The organism is Corynebacterium uropygiale, from assembly GCF_021568315.1.
In the GTDB taxonomy this organism is placed as follows: Bacteria; Actinomycetota; Actinomycetes; order Mycobacteriales; family Mycobacteriaceae; genus Corynebacterium; species Corynebacterium uropygiale.
On record NZ_JAKGSI010000003.1, the window covers coordinates 380,994 to 400,563 of the forward strand.

The window sequence follows — 19,570 nt, forward strand, 5'->3', positions numbered from 1 at the left end:
CTGAAGCCTATGTCCCCGAGAGACGAGAACCCGAACACCGAGTCCTTCCCGATCCCCAGCGAAGACAACCCCTGGGACCAGGCAGAAGGGCAGCGCTACATGAAGCGCCAGGGGACCGTAGGGCCGATCATCATCGTTGTAATCCTCGTGATTATCGCGCTAGCGCTGGCGGGGGCTGTCTGGGCATGGCTGTCCGGCGACGGAAATAAGCACGAGGACCCGGCCGCCGTCGCCCCGTCGACGAGCACGGTGACCGCCTCCTCCTCTCACTCGACGACGTCCCGAACCTCGACGTCCTCCTCCTCCTCGCGAACGTCCTCGTCGACGAGCTCCTCCACCCGCAGCAGCCACCCGACCTCCTCGCGCACCTCGAGCGCGCCATCGACGACGGCCGAACCGAACCCGCCGCCGCGCCCGGCCGCTCCGCCCATTGCGGTGGGCCAGGACGGGCAAACCCAGTGCGGGCACCTGGCCTCGCAGGGCGTGTGGTCGGGTAACGCGAACACCTCCTGCGAGTTTGCGAATGAAGTGGCGAACACGGCCATTGGCATGCCGGACACGGACGTCCAGCAGTTCACTGTGCGGAGCCCGGTCACGGGGCAGCGGTACACGATGACGTGCCGGGGCCTCGGCCATGGCTACATCGAGTGCTCGGGAGGGGATCAGGCACAGGTCATCATCACGGGACCAGGGCGATAGGACCCGGCGCGTCGATTTGACAGCGGGGGGAGGGGTGGGTACATTAAGTACCCGCTACCGCCTCGTGTTCCATAACGCGGGGCCGCAAGAGGAGATCCTCCCACCCCATGCCGCCTTCACGGTTGGCTCAGGGTCAAGAGTTAGTGCGATTCGGGTGATGATTCGGGTCGGCCATTAGCTTGGCACTGGAGATCTCCCGCGGCATCCACGCCGCGGGTTTTTCCGTGCCGGGGACCTCTGATTGTGGTGAGGTACGTGAATTCTTACCCTGCTACCTGAGGAGTCCACATCAGCGCTGAAGCTCGCATCAATGAGCGTATCCGAGTTCCCGAGGTCCGTCTGGTCGGGCCGAGTGGTGAGCAAGTCGGGATCGTCCGCACTGAGGATGCTCGCAAGCTCGCCTACGATGCCGACCTTGACCTGGTAGAGGTGGCGCCGAAGGCCAAGCCGCCGGTTGCCAAGATCATGGACTACGGCAAGTACAAGTATGAGCAGGCCCAGAAGGCTCGTGAAGCTCGACGGAACCAGCAGCAGACCGTGGTCAAGGAGCAGAAGCTTCGTCCGAAGATCGACGATCACGATTACGAGACGAAGAAGGGGAACGTGGTCCGGTTCCTGGAGAAGGGTTCCAAGGTCAAGGTGACCATCATGTTCCGTGGCCGTGAGCAGTCCCGCCCGGAGCTGGGCTACCGGCTCCTCGAGCGGCTGGCTGATGATGTCGCCGAGGTGGGCGTCGTCGAATCGCGGCCCAAGCAGGATGGTCGCAACATGACCATGGTGCTCGGACCCGTCCGTAAGGGCAAGAAGTAAGCAAGCAACCCCGGTGAACCGGGATTAAGGACTCAATACCGATGAAGCAGAAGACCCACAAGGGCACCGCCAAGCGCGTGAAGATCACCGGATCCGGCAAGCTGCGTCGCGAGCGGGCTAACCGCCGCCACCTGCTCGAGGGTAAGCCCTCCACCCGTACTCGTCGCCTCAAGGGCACGACGGATGTTGCCCAGCCCGACACCAAGCGCGTCAAGCGTCTGCTCGGCAAGGCCTGAGCCTGATCTGTCCTGCCCTATACGCTCGAAGAACATTAAGGAAGTAACGAAGTGGCACGTGTTAAGCGTTCCGTTAACGCCAAGAAGAAGCGTCGCACGATCCTGAACTCCGCTAAGGGCTACCGTGGTCAGCGTTCTCGCCTGTACCGCAAGGCCAAGGAGCAGTGGGTGCACTCCAAGACCTACGCTTACCGGGACCGTCGCGCCCGCAAGGGTGAGTTCCGCAAGCTGTGGATCCAGCGCATCAACGCCGCTGCCCGCATGAACGGCATCACCTACAACCGCCTCATCCAGGGTCTCCGCCTGGCTGGCATCGAGGTGGACCGCAAGATCCTCGCCGAGCTCGCCGTGAACGATTTCCAGGCTTTCTCGGCCATTTGCGAGGCCGCGAAGGCTGCGCTGCCGGAGGACGTGAACGCCCCGAAGGCTGCCTAAAGCCGAGTGCGTCAGCTCGTGACCCGTTCCCTCCCACGGGAGGGGACGGGTTTGTGCTGTCTAGGGCAGGGCGTGAGCCCTCGGCGAGGAACGACGATCCCCGGTCATGTCCGGGCATTGTTCTATGATGGGGAGGGCCGAGAGCACCTGAGTGAAGGAGGATGAGGGTGGGTAACCCCTTCGAGGATCCCTATGATGAGGACGGTTTGCCGCGCCAGGCCGCGAAGAAGAAGTGGGCGCCGGCGAAGGATCCGTCTGCTGATCCCTTCGCGCAGCCAGGGATGCCGCAGCCCGGTGTTCAGCAGCACTATCCCGTCGTGTCGCAGCAGGGAGGTCTGCAGCCGGTTTCTGCGGCGGGGAAGAACAAAGTCCTCGCCGCCGTTTTTGCGCTGTTCCTCGGGCAGTTCGGAATCCACAACTTTTATTTAGGGAATAGGGAGCGGGGCATAGGGCAGCTGGTCCTCTTCGGCGCCACGTTTGTTCCCATCATTCACCTCGTGTCTGTCCCGGTGCTCGTCGTGTGGGTCACTGTCGAGTTCATCCTCATCCTTCTCGACGTCGGCAGCTACAACACGAAGGGCCCGTCCTAGGACCCCAAACGAAGAGCGAGTTGACAGTTCATGGATTTTGATCGGGCGTTTACTGAACGCACGCCCCGGATCGTTGCGGCGAAGAAGCTCCATCGCGCCTCGGCGCGAAGGAAAGCACAGGCCTTCCTCGTGGAGGGGGAGAATTGCGTGGATGCCGCGATCGGGACGGGCGCAGCCCGTGACATCTTCGTCACGGAAGCCGGGGCTCAGCGGAGCGCCGAGCTCCTGCAGGCAGCCGATCTCATGGGGATCCCCACCCATCCGATCACGGAGAAGGCGGCCCGGCAGCTGGCCGACACCGTGCATAGTCCGGGGATCTTTGCTGTGTGCGAGCCGGTGCTGTGGTCCCTCGGCTCCTGCCTGCGTGGGCAGCCGCGGCTTCTTAGCGTTCCGGTCGAGACGAACGAGCCGGGAAACGCCGGGACGATGATCCGCGTCGCGGACGCGATGGGGGCAGATGCCGTCGTCTTTGCCGGGGACACCTGCGACCCCCTCTCCTCGAAGGCGGCGCGCTCCTCTGCGGGTTCGCTCTTTCACCTGCCGGTGGTCCGGAATCGGGATATCGACGCGGTGATCGAGAGACTCTCGAACTCGGGGCTCACTCTGCTCGCGACGGCGGCGGATGGAGAGGTGAACCTCGACGAGGCGGAGGAGCTCCTCGCGCAGCCGACGGCGTGGCTGTTCGGCAACGAGGCGCACGGCTTGAGCACGGAGCTTCAAGAGCGGGCGGATCATCGGGTCCGGATCCCTATCACGGGGCGCGCTGAGTCGCTCAACCTCGCTACGGCCTCCGCGATCTGCCTCTACGAGTCCGCGCGGGCTCAGCGACGGGCTGGCACGGCCAGGGCCTGAGCCCGCGATCAGAGCGAACGCGGCGCGCCACAGCGCACGCGGTATATTAATCGAATCAACACCACACACGAATGAACGGGAAGGTGACCAGGTGACTTCATCTGCTGAGCAGCCTCAGATGACGGCGGATGCCTTGACAGAAGAGCGGTTGAACGATGCAGCAGAGAAGGCGATTGCCGCTTTTTCGGCAGCGGAGAACCTCGAGGAACTCGCTGACCTGCGGCGCGAACACTTGGGGGATGCGGCGTTCATCCCGCAGGCCCGTCGGTGTATCGGCCAGATGCCGAAGAGCGAGCGCAAGGAGGCCGGCCGCCTGGTCAACATGGCGCGTGGCCGCGTCGAGAAGAACTTTGCCCAGGTGAAGGCGCAGCTGGAGGAGAAGCGAAACGCTGAGGTGCTCCGGTCGGAGCGCGTCGACGTCACCATTCCGACGAGCACCCGGCAGCTCGGCGCCCTCCACCCGATCACGCAGCTGGGCGAGCGGATCGCGGACATCTTCATCGGCATGGGCTGGGAGATCGCCGAGGGCCCCGAGGTGGAAGCGGAGTACTTCAACTTCGACGCGCTGAACTTCCTCCCGGATCACCCGGCGCGTACCCTCCAGGACACCTTCCACATCGGCGAGCCCGGCTCCAACCAGGTGCTGCGCACGCACACCTCGCCCGTCCAGGTGCGCACGATGCTCGAGCGGGACCTCCCGCTCTATGTTGCCTGCCCCGGCCGCGTCTTCCGCACCGATGAGCTTGACGCCACCCACACCCCGGTGTTCCACCAGGTCGAGGGCCTCGCGGTGGATAAGGGCCTCACGATGGCTCACCTCAAGGGCACCCTCGATCACCTGGCCAAGACTCTCTTCGGCCCTGAGACGACGACGCGCATGCGCACCAACTACTTCCCCTTCACCGAGCCCTCTGCAGAGGTGGACGTGTGGTTCCCCAACAAGAAGGGCGGGGCCGGCTGGATCGAGTGGGGCGGCTGCGGCATGGTCAACCCGAATGTTCTCCGGGCGGCGGGTATTGACCCGGAGGAGTACTCGGGCTTCGCCTTCGGAATGGGGCTGGAGCGTACCCTCCAGTTCCGCAATGGTCTCACCGATATGCGTGACATGGTGGAGGGCGATGTGCGTTTCACCGTTCCCTTCGGCATCCACGTCTAACCCCTACTTGAGCAACCGCGAAAAGGAGCACTCTACGTCATGCTGATTGCACAGAATTGGATCACTCGGATCCTGCGGTATGCCAACCCGGAGTGGGGGGTATCCGCGGCGGATCTCGACGCCGGCTTTGTCCGCGTGGGTTTTGAGACGGAAGGCTATGAGCCCCTTCCGGAGATCACGGGCCCCCTCGTGATCGGGCGGGTGGAAAAGATCCGCGAGCTCGAGGGCTTTAAGAAGCCGATCCGTCATTGCCACGTCAATGTCGGTGAGGCGAACGGCACGGGGGAGCTGCAGTCGATTGTGTGCGGCGCCCGGAACTTTAAGGAGGGGGACCTCGTCGTCGTCTCTCTCCCGGGGACTGTTCTCCCGGGGAATTTTGAAATCTCTGCTCGGAAGACCTATGGGGAAATGTCGGCGGGCATGATGTGTTCCGCGATGGAGCTCGGTCTGGCGCGCCAGCAGAATTCCGGGATCATTACCCTCCCTGAGGGTGCGGGGGAGCCGGGAGAGGATGCGCGACCGGTGGTGGGCCTTGCGGACACGGTGTTCGACGTGAACATCACCCCGGACCGTGGCTACGCACTCTCCGCTCGAGGCCTCTGCCGAGAAATCGCGAGCGCCTTCGATCTCACCTTCGTTGACCCCAAGGAGAACCCCGCGGCCGCGGGCCTGGGTGTCACCGTCCCCGAGGTCAGCGGCGAGGCGTTGCGCGTGGACATTGACCCGGAGGCTGGGGTTCAGCGTTTCGGGGTGCGCCGCGTCCGTGGGATCAACCCGCGTGCGGCCTCGCCCTTCTGGCTGCAGCGTGAGCTCATGCTGTGCGGCCAGCGTCCCGTCAACGCGGCGACGGACGTGACGAACTACGTCATGCTGCTTCTCGAGCAGCCGATGCACGCCTTCGATGCCGCAAAGATCGCGGGCGGGCTCAGCATCCGTCCGGCGCGCTCCGGCGAAAAGCTGGAGACGCTGGACCACGTGGTCCGTGAGCTCGATCCGGAGGACATCGTCATCTGTGATGACGAGCGCATCCAATCGATGGCCGGCGTCATGGGCGGCCTCACCTCCGAGATTTCTGAGGAGACGACGGATGTGTACCTGGAGGCCGCGATCTGGAACCCCGTGGCCATTGCCCGTTCCTCGCGCCGCCACAAGCTGAGCTCCGAGGCTTCGCGTCGCTTCGAGCGCACCGTGGACCCGGACCTTGTGGAGGCTGCACTGGACATAGCGGCGAGCCTGCTCGTTGACATCGCAGGTGGCGAGGTCGATCCGGGCCGCACCCTCCTGGGCGAGCTCCCCACGATGCCGACGATCGCGCTGCGCTCTTCATTCCCCTCCGAGCTGGCCGGGGTGGAATATTCCGAAGACACCGTCGTCCGCCGCCTGGAGGAGGTGGGGTGCGAGGTCTCCCGCGAGGGGGAGGGCGTGCTTTCCGTGACGCCGCCGACGTGGCGGACGGACCTCACGATGCCCGCTGAACTCGTGGAGGAGGTGCTGCGCCTCGAAGGTCTGGAGGACATCCCCTCCGTCCTCCCGACGCCGCGCGGCGGGCGCGGGCTCAGCCCCGAGCAGAAGCGGAAGCGCGCGGTGGGGCATGCCCTTGCGTATTCGGGCTATGCGGAGATCCTGCCGACGCCCTTCGTGTCCAAGGAGACCCTGGAGAGCTGGGATCTCCCGGCGGAGGACCCGCGGCTCCAGCTCGTCGCCGTGCAGAATCCGCTGGATTCTGCCCAGGCGCACCTCGGGACCACGCTCCTTCCCGCCATGCTCGACGCCGTCGTGCGTAACGCCGCCCGCGGTCGAGCAGATGTGGCCCTCTTCGGTCTCCAGCAGGTGTCCTTCAAGCGCGCCGATTCCTCCCCGATGCCCTCGGTGACGGATCGCCCCAGCGATGAGACGCTCCGCGAAGTCTATGATTCGCTGCCTGAGCAGCCCCTTCACGTTGCGACGGTAGGCGTGGGGCGCACGGTGGAGGAAGGACCGCTCAGCGACGCCCAGCACTACTCCTGGGCAGACGCCGTCGAGTCCGCGCGGATTGTGGCGCGAGCGGCGGACATCGAGCTTGAGGTCGTCCAGGGCGAGCAGACCCCGTGGCACCCCGGCCGCTGCGCCGAGTTGCGCTATGAGGGGCAGACGGTGGGCTATGCCGGTGAGCTGCACCCGCAGATCGTCTCCGCGATGGGGCTTCCGGCCCGGACGTGCGCGATGGAGATGGACCTCTCGGCGATTTCCGTGACGGAGTCCCTGCCGGCGCCGGTGCTGTCGGCGTATCCGAGCCTGCACCAGGACATCGCGCTCGTCGTCGATGCCGATATTCCGGCCGAGGATGTGCGCCGCGCGCTGCTCGAGGGCGCGGGAGAGCTCGTGGAAGATGTCAGCCTCTTCGATGTGTACACCTCGGAGCAGCTGGGGGAGAACAAGAAGTCCCTCGCCTTTGCGCTCGAGTTCCGCGCCCCCGATCGCACGCTGACGGACGATGAGGCCAATGAATGGCGCCTCGCCGCCGCCGAGCGCGCCCGCGAGAAGTTCGGCGCGGAGATGCGCGCCTAGAGGCTGCGGGCGCGCTGAGCCCCTGCGGCCTGGGCACCCGGGCCACAGGGAGCTTCCACCCCACACGGCATGTATAATTTACATCCCAGTGCATAAAGTGTTAGGGTGGTGGGCATGAGCTTGAGAGTCGCAGTAGTCGGAGCGAGTGGATACGCCGGAAGCGAGATCCTCCGTCTCCTCCTTGGGCACCCCGCCTGGGCGGAAGGGAAGCTAGAGATCTCCGCCTTGATGGGCGCGAGCACCGCCGGCCAGACCGTCGGCGAGCTCATGCCGCACCTGCCGCAGATCGCAGATCGCGCTATTGAGCCGACGGACGTCGACGCCCTCCGCGGGATGGATATCGTGTTCCTCGCCTTGCCGCACGGGCACTCGGCGGAGATCGCCCAGGCGGTCGGGGAGAGCACCCTGGTCATCGATTGCGCCGCGGACTTCCGGCTGCGCGATAGCGCACAGTGGGAGAAGTATTACGGGGGCACGCACGCCGGGACCTGGCCCTATGGCATTCCCGAGATGCCCGGCCACCGCGCGGCCCTGGCGGCCACGCGGCGAGTGGCCGTTCCCGGGTGTTTCCCGACGGGCGCCACGCTCGCGCTCCTTCCGGCCGTGAAGGCCGGCCTCATCGCCCCCGAGGTCACCATTACCTCGATCACCGGTGTGTCCGGCGCAGGCAAGAAGGCTGCGGTGCCTTTCCTCGGGTCGGAAACCATGGGCTCGCTCAAGGCCTACAACACCGCCGGGAAGCACCGGCACACCCCGGAGATCGCGCAGAACCTCTCCGAGTACAGCGAGGATCCCGTCACGGTCTCCTTCACGCCCGTTCTCGCCCCTCTGCCGCGAGGCATTCTCACCACGGCGTCGGCTCCCATACAGGAGGGCGTCGATGAGGATCGGGCCCGCGCGGTCTATGAGGAATTCTGCGCTTCCGAGCCCTTCCTTCATCTGCTTCCCGCCGGGCAGCAGCCCCAAACCCAGTGTGTGCTGGGCAGCAACATGTGTCACCTGGCCGTGGAAGTCGATGAGGAGGCGGGGCGGCTCCTCGTCATCTCGGCTATCGACAACCTGACGAAAGGCACCGCGGGCGCGGCGATCCAGTGCATGAATCTCGCCTTAGGCTGGGAGGAAACGGCTGGTCTCCCGATGGCAGCCGTCGCCCCCTAAGTGCCGACCACGGCCTCCGTCACTCTGAACCCCACACTCGGACCCTAGTCACGATTCACTTCCGGATGAACTGAGGAGATTCTCTTGTCCACCACTGGTATTACGGCCCCTGCTGGTTTCCGATCCTCGGCGCTGGCCGCGGGAATCAAGCCCTCGGGGAAGCCGGATATGGCCCTTGTCATCAACGATGGTCCGCAGTACGTTGCCGCGGGCGTGTTCACGCAGAATAAGGTGTGCGCCTCGCCGGTGAAGCTCACGAGGCGTCACATCGCCGACGGCCAGCTCAGCGCCGTGCTCTACAACTCCGGGAACGCGAACGCCTGCAATGGTCAGCAGGGTGATGCGGATGCGCTCGAGCTGGTGACGAGCCTCGCGGCGCAGCTCGACCTCTCCCCGGAGGACATCGGAGCGTGCTCGACGGGGCTTATCGGCGATCTTCTTCCTCTGGAGTGTATGCGCCCGGCCCTGAGCGAGCTGGTGGAGGGCCTGGGCGACCACGGCGAGGAGTCCGCCGCCGCAATTCTCACCACGGATCTAGTCTCCAAGCAGGTGATCGTCCAATCGGACGGCTGGTGCCTCGGCGGCATGGGCAAGGGCGTGGGCATGATGGCCCCGTCCCTGGCCACCATGCTCGTGTGCCTCACCACTGATGCCGTCATCACCGCGGAGATGGCCCAGAAAGCCCTGAGCGCAGCAAGCCAATCGACGTTCAACACCCTCGACATCGACGGCGCCACCTCCACCAACGACACCGTTCTCCTTCTTTCTTCCGGGGCGAGCGGGGTGGAGCCCACCCAGGATGAACTCGACGCAGCAGTGCTCGAGGCCTGCTCCAGCCTCATGAAACAGATGCAGTCGGACGCGGAGGGCGTCACCAAGCGCGTGTCGATCACGGTTCGTGGCACTGGTTCTCATGAGCAGGCCCTTGCCGCCGCGCGGACGATTGGGCGGGACAACCTGGTGAAATGCGCCATGTTCGGCTCGGATCCGAATTGGGGACGCGTTCTCGCCGCCGTCGGCATGGCGCCGGCGGAGATGGATCCGGAGCACATCTCGGTGGACTTCAACGGCCAGGCCGTGTGCCGCGATTCCATGGGTACCCCCGAGGCCCGGCAGGTGGATCTCAGCGGAGCGGACATTGCCGTTGAGGTGGACCTCGGCACCGGCGGTCCCGGGGAGGCGACGGTGTACACCACCGACCTGTCCCACTCCTATGTAGAAATCAACTCTGCGTACTCTTCCTAAGCGGCAAGGATTGTGGCATGACTGATAAGACTTCGACGCTGAGCTCGGCGGAACGGGCTACGGTGCTCGCTGAGGCCCTGCCCTGGCTCAAGCACTTTCGCGACAAGATCGTCGTCGTGAAATATGGCGGGAACGCCATGGTGGATGAGAAGCTCAAGGCGGCCTTCGCTGCGGATATGGTCTTTCTCCGCACGGTGGGGGCCAAGCCGGTGGTCGTCCACGGCGGTGGTCCCCAGATCACGACGATGCTCAACCGCCTCGGCCTCAAAGGCGAGTTCCGCGGCGGCCTCCGGGTGACCACGCCCGAGGTGATGGATGTCGTCCGCATGGTGCTCTTTGGGCAGGTGGGGCGCGACCTGGTTGGGCTCATCAACTCCCACGGCCCCTACGCAGTGGGCTGTTCGGGCGAGGACGCGGGCCTGTTCACCGCGGAGAAGAAGATCGTCACCCTCGACGGCAAGGAGACCGACATCGGCCTCGTCGGCCGCATCACGGACGTCAATCCCTCGGCGGTCATGGACATCATTGAGGCGGGGCGGATTCCCGTCGTCTCTGGAATCGCCCCGGGCCGTGACGGCAACGTCTACAACATCAACGCCGACAGCGCGGCCGGGGCGCTAGCCAGCGCCCTCCACGCCGAGCGTCTCATCATCCTCACCAACGTGGAGGGGCTGTACACCAGCTGGCCGGACAAGGATTCCCTCCTGTCCAAGATCCAGGTGGGGGAGCTCGCCGAGCTGCTGCCGAGCCTCGAGTCCGGCATGATCCCGAAGATGGAGTCCTGCCTCAAGGCCGTGCAGTCCGGCGTGGCGGCGGCGCACGTGATCGACGGGCGCATCGAGCACTCGGTGCTCTTGGAGCTGCTCACGATGGGAGGTATCGGCACCATGGTCCTCCCGGACGTCTTCGACCTTGCTGATTACCCTGTGGGGAAAGTGCTGCGAAAGGATGATGGCCAATGAGCGATACCGCACAGCAATGGGCCCATGACCTCATGAACACCTATGGCGTTCCGCCACTCACCCTCGTGAAGGGGGAGGGCGCGCGCGTTCTCGACGACGAAGGCCGGGAGTACATCGACCTCCTCGCCGGGATCGCCGTGAACTCTCTCGGGCACGCGCACCCAGCCGTCATTGATGCGGTGAGCTCGCAGGTGGCGGAGCTCGCCCACGTCTCCAACCTCTTCGTGTCCCAGCCGGTGGTTGACGTCGCCCACGAATTGAAGGCGCGCTTCCTTCGAGGCAAGGCAGAGGCAGACACCCGGGTCTTCTTCTGCAACTCCGGCGCAGAGGCCAATGAGGCGGCCTTCAAGCTCGCACGGCTCACGGGCAAGAGCCGCGTTCTCGCGGCCGTGCACGGTTTCCACGGCCGCACGATGGGCTCCCTCTCCTTGACGGGCCAGCCGGATAAGCAAAAGCCCTTCCTCCCGCTCGTGCCGGGGGTGGAGTTCTTCGATTTCAATGACTGTGACTCCCTCAGCGCTGCGGTCGCCGCGGCGCCGGAGGATACGGCGGCGATCATCGTCGAGCCCATCCAAGGGGAGACGGGCGTCATTCCCGCGACGCGCGCCTTCCTCGAGACGGCCCGCCACCTGTGCGATGAGCACGGCATTCTCCTCATCTTCGACGAGGTCCAAACGGGCGTCGGCCGAACCGGGCAGTTCTTCGCCCACGAAACCTATGGCGTGACCCCGGATGTCGTCACCATGGCCAAGGGGCTGGGAGCGGGGCTGCCCATCGGCGCCTGCCTGGCCACGGGCCCGGCTGCGTCGCTCTTTGGGCCTGGCTCGCATGGCACGACCTTCGGCGGCAACCCCGTCGCGTGCGCGGCCGCGCGGGCGGTTCTCCAGACGATCGATGAGGACTTCCTCGCCGGCGTGCGTGCTCGGAGCGAGCAGATCGCCGCAGGCCTTGCGGACCTTCCGGGCGTTGATTACGTCCGCGGCCGTGGCCTCATGCTCGGTGTCGTTCTGAAGAATCCGCTGGCCAAGGAGGTTGTGGCCGCGGGCTACCGCCACGGGCTGATCCTCAACGCCCCCGCCCAGGACGTCGTGCGCATCACCCCGCCGCTGGTGATCACCGCCGAGGACGTCGACGAAGCGATCACGCGCTTCGCGGCTGCTCTCGAGGACGCCACGAAGGAAGGAGACGAATAATGAGCGCTGTACGCCACTTTCTTGCCGATGATGACCTCAGTCCCAAGGAACAAGCAGAAGTTCTCCAGCTTGCCGCGGAGCTGAAGGAGAAGCCGCTGTCGCGTCGACCGCTCGAGGGGCCGCTCAGCGTGGCCGTTCTCTTTGATAAGACAAGCACGAGAACCCGTTTCTCCTTTGACGCGGGCATCGCCCACCTTGGTGGTCACGCGATTGTCGCCGAGACCGGCGGCACGCAGATGGGTAAGGGGGAAACCTACCAGGACACCGGCGCAGTCCTCTCCCGTTTCGTGGAGGCGATTGTGTGGCGCACCGGCGCCCACAGCAACCTCACGGAGATGGCGGAGACGGCCACCGTTCCCATCATCAATGCCCTCTCCGATGACCTCCACCCCTGCCAGATTCTCGCGGATCTCCAGACGTGCGTGGAGCACCTGTGCCCCGAGGAGGGCCCAGCCGGGCTCAAGGGGAAGAAGGCCGTCTACCTCGGCGATGGCGCCAACAACATGGCCCACAGTTACATGCTGGGCTTCGCGACGGCCGGCATGGACATCACCATCATCGGTCCGGAGGGATTCCTCCCCGCGCCAAAATTCGTGGAGCGGGCTCAGCGCCGCGCCGAGGCCACAGGGGCGCGCGTCCTCGTGAGCACGGACCCGGCTGATGTCCGCGACGCCGACGTCGTCATCACCGATACGTGGGTCTCCATGGGCCAGGAAAACGACGGCAAGGACCGCCGCACCCCCTTCCTGCCTTATCAGGTCAACACGGAGCTCATGGCCCAGGCGAAGGACTCCGCGATCTTCCTACACTGCCTCCCGGCATACCGAGGCAATGAGGTCACCGCGGAGGTGATCGACGGCCCAGCCTCCGTCGTCTTCGACGAGGCAGAGAACCGCCTCCACGCGCAGAAAGCCCTCATGGTGTGGCTTCTTGAGCACCAGGGAAGCAGCGAGGCGTGAGGTCTATGATCGATCGCGATACCGCCGCCGGCGCCACCTCCCGGACCGCCCGCCTCGATAGGATCTCCACTCTCTTGTCGACGACCAGGGTGTACTCCCAGGTCCAGCTCTCGGAGCTGCTCCTGGACGAGGGGATTGACATCACGCAAGCCACCCTCTCGCGTGACCTTGATGAGCTCGGCGCCAAGAAGGTCCGTCCCAAGGAGGGCGGGCGCGGGTTCTACGCCCTGGGCGAGGTGGAACAGCGTCTCGCCGAAGCCCTCACCGGGCCGCGGGTGAAGCTGCGGAGAATGATGGAGGAGCTCGTCGTCTCCTTTGATAGCTCCGGTCAGATCGCGGTGCTGCGCACCCCGCCGGGCGCGGCGCAATATCTGGCGAGCTTCATTGATCGCGTGGGGATGAACGAGGTTGTGGGGTCTATCGCGGGAGATGACACGGTGTTCGTCCTCGCCCGCGAACCCCTTGATGGCGCAGAGCTCTGCTCGGTCCTCAAGAAGCTGTGAGCCTCCCCGCTCGAGCATCGTGAGAACCCCGCGAGAGCCCCGTGAGAGCTGGGAGTTCACCCAAACCCTTCGGTGGAGACACCGAGATGTAAAGTGAAAAAACTATAGTGACAAGCCAGCGCTTAGGCTGGACGATCACCCTGAGAAGGAGCCTTAAATATGACTGATCGCGTTGTCCTCGCGTACTCCGGTGGTCTGGACACCACCGTCGCCATTCCCTACCTCAAGAAGATGACTGGGGGAGAGGTCATCGCCGTGTCGATTGACCTCGGCCAGGGCGGAGAGGACATGGAGTCCGTGCGTCAGCGCGCCCTCGGCGCCGGTGCGGTGGAATCCATCGTGGTCGATGCGAAGGATGAGTTCGCCGAGGAGTACTGCCTCCCGACCATCAAGGCCAACGGCCTCTACATGAAGCAGTACCCGCTGGTCTCCGCGATCTCCCGCCCGCTCATCGTCAAGCACCTCGTGAAGGCGGCGCAGGAGCACGGCGGAACGCACGTCGCGCACGGCTGCACGGGTAAGGGCAATGACCAGGTCCGCTTCGAGGTCGGCTTCATGAACACCGACCCGGACCTCAAGATCATCGCTCCCGCCCGTGACTTCGCGTGGACCCGCGACAAGGCCATCGCCTTCGCCGAGGAGAACGACGTTCCCATCGAGCAGTCCGCCTCCTCGCCGTTCTCCATCGACCAGAACGTGTGGGGCCGCGCGGTGGAGACCGGCTTCCTCGAGGACCTGTGGAATCCGCCGACGAAGGACCTGTACGCCTACACCGAGGACCCCGCCCTCGGCAATGCCCCGGATGAGCTGGTGATTTCCTTCGAGTCCGGTGTGCCGGTGGCAATCGACGGACGGAAGGTGAGCGTCCTCGAAGCCATCGAAGAGCTCAACCGTCGCGCCGGCGCGCAGGGTGTGGGCCGCCTTGACATGGTCGAGGACCGCCTGGTGGGCATCAAGTCCCGCGAGGTGTACGAGGCCCCGGGTGCCGTCGCTCTCATCACCGCCCACGAGGCGCTGGAGGACGTGACCGTCGAGCGCGAGCTCGCTCGCTACAAGCGGCTCATCGACGCCCGCTGGTCCGAGGAAGTCTACGACGGCCTCTGGTACGCGCCGCTCAAGCGTTCCCTCGATGCCTTCATCGAGTCCACCCAGGAGAACGTCACGGGCGACATCCGCATGGTGCTCCAGGCCGGCCGCTGCGTCGTCAATGGCCGCCGCTCGGAGCAGTCCCTCTACGACTTCAACCTCGCCACCTACGACACCGGCGATACCTTCGACCAGACCCTCTCCAAGGGCTTCGTCGAGCTCCACGGCCTTTCCTCGAAGATCGCCAACCGTCGGGACCGCGAAGCCCGCCGCTCGTAATCGGCCCTGAGATTCCTGAGATAAGGAGCAGAGAGCTCATGGAGAAGCATGGAACGAATCAAGGCGCTCTGTGGGGCGGCCGTTTTTCCGGCGGCCCCAGCGAGGCCATGTTCCAGCTCAGCGTATCTACCCATTTCGATTGGGTCCTGGCGCCCTATGACGTCCTCGCGTCGAAGGCTCACGCCCGCGTCCTGCACGCCGCCGGACTGCTGAGCGCCGAGGACCTCGACGCCATGCTCGCCGGTCTGACCCAGCTCGGCGAGGACGTCGCCTCGGGAGCCTTCACGCCCGAGCCGACGGACGAGGATGTGCACGGAGCCATGGAGCGCGGCCTCATCGAGCGAGTGGGGCCCGAGCTGGGCGGCCGCCTGCGCGCGGGACGCTCGCGGAATGACCAGGTCGCCACGCTCTTCCGCATGTGGGTTCGCGACGCGATTCGCGACACCGCTGTGGGAGTCTGCGAGCTCGTCGAGGCCCTGGTGCAGCAGGCTGCTGCCAACCCGGACGTCATCATGCCGGGCAAGACGCACTTCCAGGCCGCGCAGCCTGTGCTGCTCGCTCACCAGCTTCTGGCCCACGCGCACCCGCTGCTACGCGATATTGAGCGTCTCCAGGACCTGGACAAGCGCCTCGCGGTCTCGCCCTATGGTTCGGGCGCGCTTGCGGGTTCCTCGCTTCACCTTGATCCCGAGGCCATCGCCCGTGAGCTTGGTTTCGCCGAGGCTTGTGACAACTCCCTCGATGGCACCGCCGCGCGGGACTTCGCTGCGGAAACGGCATATGTGCTCGCCCAGATTGCGGTGGATTTGTCGCGTCTGGCGGAGGAGATCATCGCGTGGTCGACGCCCGAGTTCGGCTACGTCACCCTGGCCGATCAGTGGTCCACCGGATCATCGATCATGCCCCAGAAGAAGAACCCGGACATTCCGGAGCTCACCCGAGGCAAGACTGGCCGGCTCATCGGCAATCTCTCTGGCCTCATGGCCACCCTCAAGGCGCTGCCCCTGGCCTACAACCGGGACCTGCAGGAGGACAAGGAGCCAATCGTCGACTCCATCGCCCAACTCCGCCTGCTCCTCCCCGCCATGACGGGGCTCGTGGCCACCTTGACCTTCCACCCCGATCGCATGCGTGAGCTCGCCCCGAAGGGCTACACGCTCGCCACGGATCTGGCCGAGTGGATGGTCCGCCAGGGCGTCCCCTTCCGCGAAGCGCACGAGGCCTCAGGCGGCTGCGTCCGCCTCGCCGAGGCGCGCGGCGTGGGGCTCGACGAGCTCACTGACGAGGAGCTCGCCTCCGTCGATGGGCGGCTAAGCCCCGAGGTCCGCAGCGTGCTCACCATCGATGGCGCCGTCGCCTCCCGGGACACCCGGGGAGGAACAGCGGGCGTGCGGGTTGCCGAGCAGCGGCAGCGCGTGGAGTGCCGAGTGAAGGACTACCGTGCCTGGGCAGAGACCCCGGTGCGAAAGGAGGACAAGGAATGAGCCTGGACCCGACGTTGCTCGAGATCCTTGCCTGCCCGCAGGACAAGGGGCCTCTGCGCTTTGACGAGGAGGCCAATCTCCTCATCAATGACCGCAAGGGCATTGCCTATCCCATCGAGGACGGCATCCCTGTGCTTCTCCCCGATGAGGCGAAGCCCTATACCCCCGAGGGGCAGTCAGCCGACTAGCCCTCAGCCTTAGGCTCCATGATCGAGCCGACGCAACGCCGCGTGCAGCACCCTCGCCCCCGTGACGAGGTCGCTCACGCGGCTCAACTCGTCAGGGGAGTGGCTGACTCCTCCGTTGAGGCTCGGGATGAAGAGCATCCCGGTGGGGCACAGGCGCGCCATGATCTGCGCGTCGTGGCTCGCCCCAGAGGGAAGGTCGATGAAGGATACTCCCAGGTCCCGGCAGGCGTTCCTCAGCGCCTGCCGCGGACCGAGCGCGAGTTCCTCCGGGTCGACATGGGAGAGGGGCGTGATGGTCGCGCTCAGACCCCGCCGCGCTGCCGCCGTCGCGACCGCATCCTCGATCGCCTCCCGTGCCGCCCGCTGGCTCTCGGCTGACGTGTCGCGGATATCGATGCTCATGCTGCAGCGCCCCGGGATGGTGGTCAGCCCGCCGGGCTCCACGTCAATGACCCCACACGTCACCCGCGTGCCCGGGTGCGCGGCATCGCGGGCATAGTCCTCCGCGGCACGAAGGATCTCCGCCGCCCCCGCGAGCGCATCATGACGTAGCTCCATGGGCGTTCCCCCGCTGTGCGAGGCAATCCCCTCGAGAGTGATCCGCAGGCGGGTACTTCCGGAAATGACCTCGACGACCCCGGCCTGAACACCTTCCTCGTCAAGCCGTGGTCCTTGTTCAATGTGGAGCTCAAGGAAGGCCTCCCAGTCTTCGGTGCGCCAGCGCTGCTCGTCGACCTCCTCGGGACACAGCCCACACTCCTTCATGGCCTCCTCCGCGCTAATTCCCTGGGCATCGTGAAGCCTCCGCAGGTCGGAGCGCGAGGTCAGTCCCGTCGCCAGCCGGCTCCCCAGGCACGCTTGGCTAAAGCGCGCGCTTTCTTCACACGCAAAGACGACGCAGCTCAGTGGATGGCGCCATCGTTCCTCGCTCTCGACGACATGCCGAGCAGCAAGCATCGCGGCAATGACCCCCGCAATGCCGTCGTAGCGTCCGGCCCGGTAGACAGAGTCCAGATGCGAGCCGCAGGCCAGCGCGCCGCAGTCCGGATCCGAGCCTGGAAGCGTGGCAATGCTGTTTCCTGCGGCGTCCACGGACAAGTCCAGTCCGAGGCTCCGCATCTCCTCCTGAAAGAAGGTGTGTGCCTCGCGCTCTAGCAGGCTCATTCCCCAGCGAATGACTCCCGAGTCCTTCGTTGTGGATTGATTGTCCGGGAGACTCAGGGACGCGAATGTATCGAGATAGTGGGCGGCGAGGTCCTCGTTGAACATGGTCTTTTCTTATACTCCCGGGTCACAGAGTGCTGATGTGCTCGTAGGCTATCATTGTCGACGTATTCTTTGAGCCGTTCATGAAGGACTATGTTCGCATGCCGAATATTATTGATGATTTGCAGTGGCGCGGGCTGATTAATCAGCACACGGACCTGGAAGCCCTCAAAGAGGCGACGGAAGCTGGCCCCATCACTCTCTATGGTGGCTTCGACCCGACGGGCCCCTCCCTCCACGCAGGTCATCTCATGCCGCTCCTCATGCTGGCCCGATTCCAGCGTGCCGGCCATAAGCCCATCGTGGTGGCGGGCGGAGCCACCGGCATGATCGGCGATCCTCGGGACGTCGGCGAACGTTCTATGAACGACGCCGACACCGTCGCCGAGTGGTCCGAGCGCATCAGCTCGCAGCTCAAGCGCTTTGTCTCCTTCGAGGGGGAGAATGCGGCCCAGCTGGTGAACAACAACGAGTGGACGAAGAACCTCGGCGTCATCGAGTTCCTCCGTGACACCGGAAAGCACTTCTCCCTCAACACGATGCTGTCGAGGGAGACCATCAAGCGTCGCCTGGAGAACGACGGCATCAGCTTCACCGAGTTCTCCTACATGCTTCTCCAGGCCAATGACTTCGTCGAGCTCTACGATCGCTACGGAGTGACCCTCCAGATTGGCGGCGGCGACCAGTTCGGCAACCTCATCGCCGGTGTCGACCTCCTGCGCCGCAAGCGCAGCATCGCCGCACACGCCCTGACCACCCCGTTGGTCACTGACTCCGAGGGCAAGAAGCTGGGGAAGTCGACCGGCGGCGGAAGCCTGTGGCTGGATCCCGAGATGACCAGCCCCTACAAGTGGTACCAGTACTTCATCAACTCCTCTGACGCCGACGTCATCCGCTACCTCCGCTGGCTGACGTTCATCTCCAAGGAAGAACTCGAGGAGCTGGAAACCGAGGTTGCCGAGCGCCCCTTCAAGCGCGAGGCGCAGCGACGACTTGCCCGGGAGATGACAACCCTCGTCCACGGCGAAGAAGCCACCGCCTCCGTCGAACTCGCTGCACAGGCGCTGTTCGGCCGCGCTGAGCTGAGTGACCTCGATGACTCCACCCTCCGCGCGGCCCTCCAGGAAACGAGCCTCGTAGATATGCCCGCGGGCGACGGCGCAACGATCGTCGACCTTCTCCTCGCCACCGGACTGGTGGACTCCAAGGGTGCTGCTCGCCGCTCGCTGAAGGAAGGCGGGATCTACGTCAACAACGAGCGCGTGACTGATCCCGACTGGGCGCCGGAAGACGACTCCTTCCTTCACAGCACGTACCTTGTGCTCCGTAAGGGCAAGAAGAACTTCGCGGGAGTCTGCCGCTAACAGAGAAACCCCCTTTCACCTGGACATTTGCGAAGATTCAGGGAAGGGGGTAAATTCATATCTCGTTGCCGCGGTAACCCTCGGGTAACTGCTCGGTGACAAAGGGGAAACAAACGGGTTGACAACGAGAAGTTCGTCGCCTAGTTTGAGAACTCCCCGCACATCGGGGCCGCTGAAGCGGAAACGATGTGGTGTTGTGTGAGAACTCAATAGTGAGCCAATGTACTTTTTTGCCTTGTCTTGTGACCTGGCATGACCACCATGTGGGTGGCCATGTTGCCCCGTTGTGGGGTGGGTGATCATGACCTCGTGGCATAAGGTGCAACCAACATCATGCCTTTTGGTGTGGTGGTTGCTGGTGCTCTTGCTGGCATTGATGGTTGTGGTTTGTGTCATGATTGATTGATTGTTTTTTGGTTCAAGAGCAATTCTTTTTTGTTTGTTTCAGGTATCAGGCTCTTGCCGCATCATCTGGTGGTGGTGTGGGTGGGGTTTTGGTTGTTTTTCTGAAATTCTTTTTAGGAGAGTTTGATCCTGGCTCAGGACGAACGCTGGCGG

The 19,570-nt window shown here is 64.8% G+C and carries 19 protein-coding genes; 18 read left to right on the forward strand and 1 reads right to left on the reverse strand.

Annotation, left to right across the window (positions count from 1 at the left end; translation table 11 throughout):
• Positions 1-9: 9 nt before the first annotated feature.
• The 17 genes from L1O03_RS07645 (at position 10) to L1O03_RS07725 (ending at position 16,382) form a co-directional block, all read left to right on the forward strand.
• Positions 10-699, forward strand: a complete 690-nt coding sequence (locus L1O03_RS07645; RefSeq protein WP_236119172.1) for a hypothetical protein — start codon at positions 10-12, stop codon at positions 697-699.
• A gap of 288 nt (positions 700-987) precedes the next feature.
• Positions 988-1,509, forward strand: coding sequence for a translation initiation factor IF-3 (gene infC / locus L1O03_RS07650; RefSeq protein ID WP_338026141.1), 522 nt, complete (start codon positions 988-990; stop codon positions 1,507-1,509).
• Positions 1,510-1,550: 41 nt separating this feature from the next.
• Entirely contained in the window at positions 1,551-1,745 is a 195-nt protein-coding gene (gene rpmI / locus L1O03_RS07655; RefSeq protein WP_236119173.1) for a 50S ribosomal protein L35, read from the forward strand.
• Positions 1,746-1,796: 51 nt separating this feature from the next.
• Positions 1,797-2,180, forward strand: coding sequence for a 50S ribosomal protein L20 (gene rplT / locus L1O03_RS07660; protein ID WP_236119174.1), 384 nt, complete (start codon positions 1,797-1,799; stop codon positions 2,178-2,180).
• 167 nt (positions 2,181-2,347) lie between these two features.
• A complete protein-coding gene (locus L1O03_RS07665; protein WP_236119175.1) occupies positions 2,348-2,770 on the forward strand; it encodes a TM2 domain-containing protein in 423 nt (140 codons plus the stop codon).
• 30 nt (positions 2,771-2,800) lie between these two features.
• Complete coding sequence (locus tag L1O03_RS07670) at positions 2,801-3,622, forward strand: TrmH family RNA methyltransferase (protein WP_236119176.1); 822 nt, start codon at positions 2,801-2,803, stop codon at positions 3,620-3,622.
• A 118-nt stretch (positions 3,623-3,740) separates the two neighbouring features.
• Complete coding sequence (pheS, locus tag L1O03_RS07675) at positions 3,741-4,778, forward strand: phenylalanine--tRNA ligase subunit alpha (RefSeq protein WP_236119214.1); 1,038 nt, start codon at positions 3,741-3,743, stop codon at positions 4,776-4,778.
• A 39-nt stretch (positions 4,779-4,817) separates the two neighbouring features.
• A complete protein-coding gene (pheT, locus tag L1O03_RS07680) occupies positions 4,818-7,325 on the forward strand; it encodes a phenylalanine--tRNA ligase subunit beta (protein WP_236119177.1) in 2,508 nt (835 codons plus the stop codon).
• A gap of 114 nt (positions 7,326-7,439) precedes the next feature.
• A complete protein-coding gene (gene argC / locus L1O03_RS07685; RefSeq protein ID WP_236119178.1) occupies positions 7,440-8,483 on the forward strand; it encodes an N-acetyl-gamma-glutamyl-phosphate reductase in 1,044 nt (347 codons plus the stop codon).
• Positions 8,484-8,567: 84 nt separating this feature from the next.
• On the forward strand, positions 8,568-9,728 hold the full coding sequence (argJ, locus tag L1O03_RS07690) for a bifunctional glutamate N-acetyltransferase/amino-acid acetyltransferase ArgJ (RefSeq protein ID WP_236119179.1): 1,161 nt from the start codon (positions 8,568-8,570) through the stop codon (positions 9,726-9,728).
• A 17-nt stretch (positions 9,729-9,745) separates the two neighbouring features.
• Positions 9,746-10,690, forward strand: coding sequence for an acetylglutamate kinase (argB, locus tag L1O03_RS07695; RefSeq protein WP_236119180.1), 945 nt, complete (start codon positions 9,746-9,748; stop codon positions 10,688-10,690).
• A complete protein-coding gene (locus L1O03_RS07700; protein WP_236119181.1) occupies positions 10,687-11,883 on the forward strand; it encodes an acetylornithine transaminase in 1,197 nt (398 codons plus the stop codon). Before argB ends, L1O03_RS07700 begins: the two co-directional genes overlap by 4 nt.
• Complete coding sequence (argF, locus tag L1O03_RS07705) at positions 11,883-12,842, forward strand: ornithine carbamoyltransferase (RefSeq protein ID WP_236119182.1); 960 nt, start codon at positions 11,883-11,885, stop codon at positions 12,840-12,842. Before L1O03_RS07700 ends, argF begins: the two co-directional genes overlap by 1 nt.
• A 5-nt stretch (positions 12,843-12,847) precedes the next feature.
• On the forward strand, positions 12,848-13,345 hold the full coding sequence (locus tag L1O03_RS07710; RefSeq protein WP_236119183.1) for an arginine repressor: 498 nt from the start codon (positions 12,848-12,850) through the stop codon (positions 13,343-13,345).
• Positions 13,346-13,504: 159 nt separating this feature from the next.
• Positions 13,505-14,710: an argininosuccinate synthase gene (locus tag L1O03_RS07715; RefSeq protein WP_236119184.1), complete on the forward strand. Its 1,206-nt coding sequence runs from the start codon at positions 13,505-13,507 to the stop codon at positions 14,708-14,710.
• 38 nt (positions 14,711-14,748) lie between these two features.
• Positions 14,749-16,194 carry an argininosuccinate lyase gene (gene argH / locus L1O03_RS07720; RefSeq protein WP_236119185.1) on the forward strand — a complete coding sequence of 482 codons (1,446 nt, stop codon included), beginning with the start codon at positions 14,749-14,751 and terminating at the stop codon, positions 16,192-16,194.
• Entirely contained in the window at positions 16,191-16,382 is a 192-nt protein-coding gene (locus L1O03_RS07725; RefSeq protein WP_236119186.1) for a Trm112 family protein, read from the forward strand. The genes argH and L1O03_RS07725 overlap by 4 nt, the downstream gene beginning before the upstream one ends.
• 9 nt (positions 16,383-16,391) lie before the next feature.
• On the opposite strand, the gene L1O03_RS07730 is transcribed toward L1O03_RS07725, so the two are convergent.
• The gene (locus L1O03_RS07730; RefSeq protein WP_236119187.1) at positions 16,392-17,651 is read right to left on the reverse strand and encodes a Zn-dependent hydrolase; all 1,260 of its coding nucleotides are present in this window, start codon (positions 17,649-17,651) and stop codon (positions 16,392-16,394) included.
• A 98-nt stretch (positions 17,652-17,749) separates the two neighbouring features.
• On the opposite strand from L1O03_RS07730, the gene tyrS reads away from it, so the two are divergent.
• Positions 17,750-19,012 carry a tyrosine--tRNA ligase gene (tyrS, locus tag L1O03_RS07735; protein WP_236119188.1) on the forward strand — a complete coding sequence of 421 codons (1,263 nt, stop codon included), beginning with the start codon at positions 17,750-17,752 and terminating at the stop codon, positions 19,010-19,012.
• The last annotated feature ends 558 nt before the right edge of the window (positions 19,013-19,570 follow it).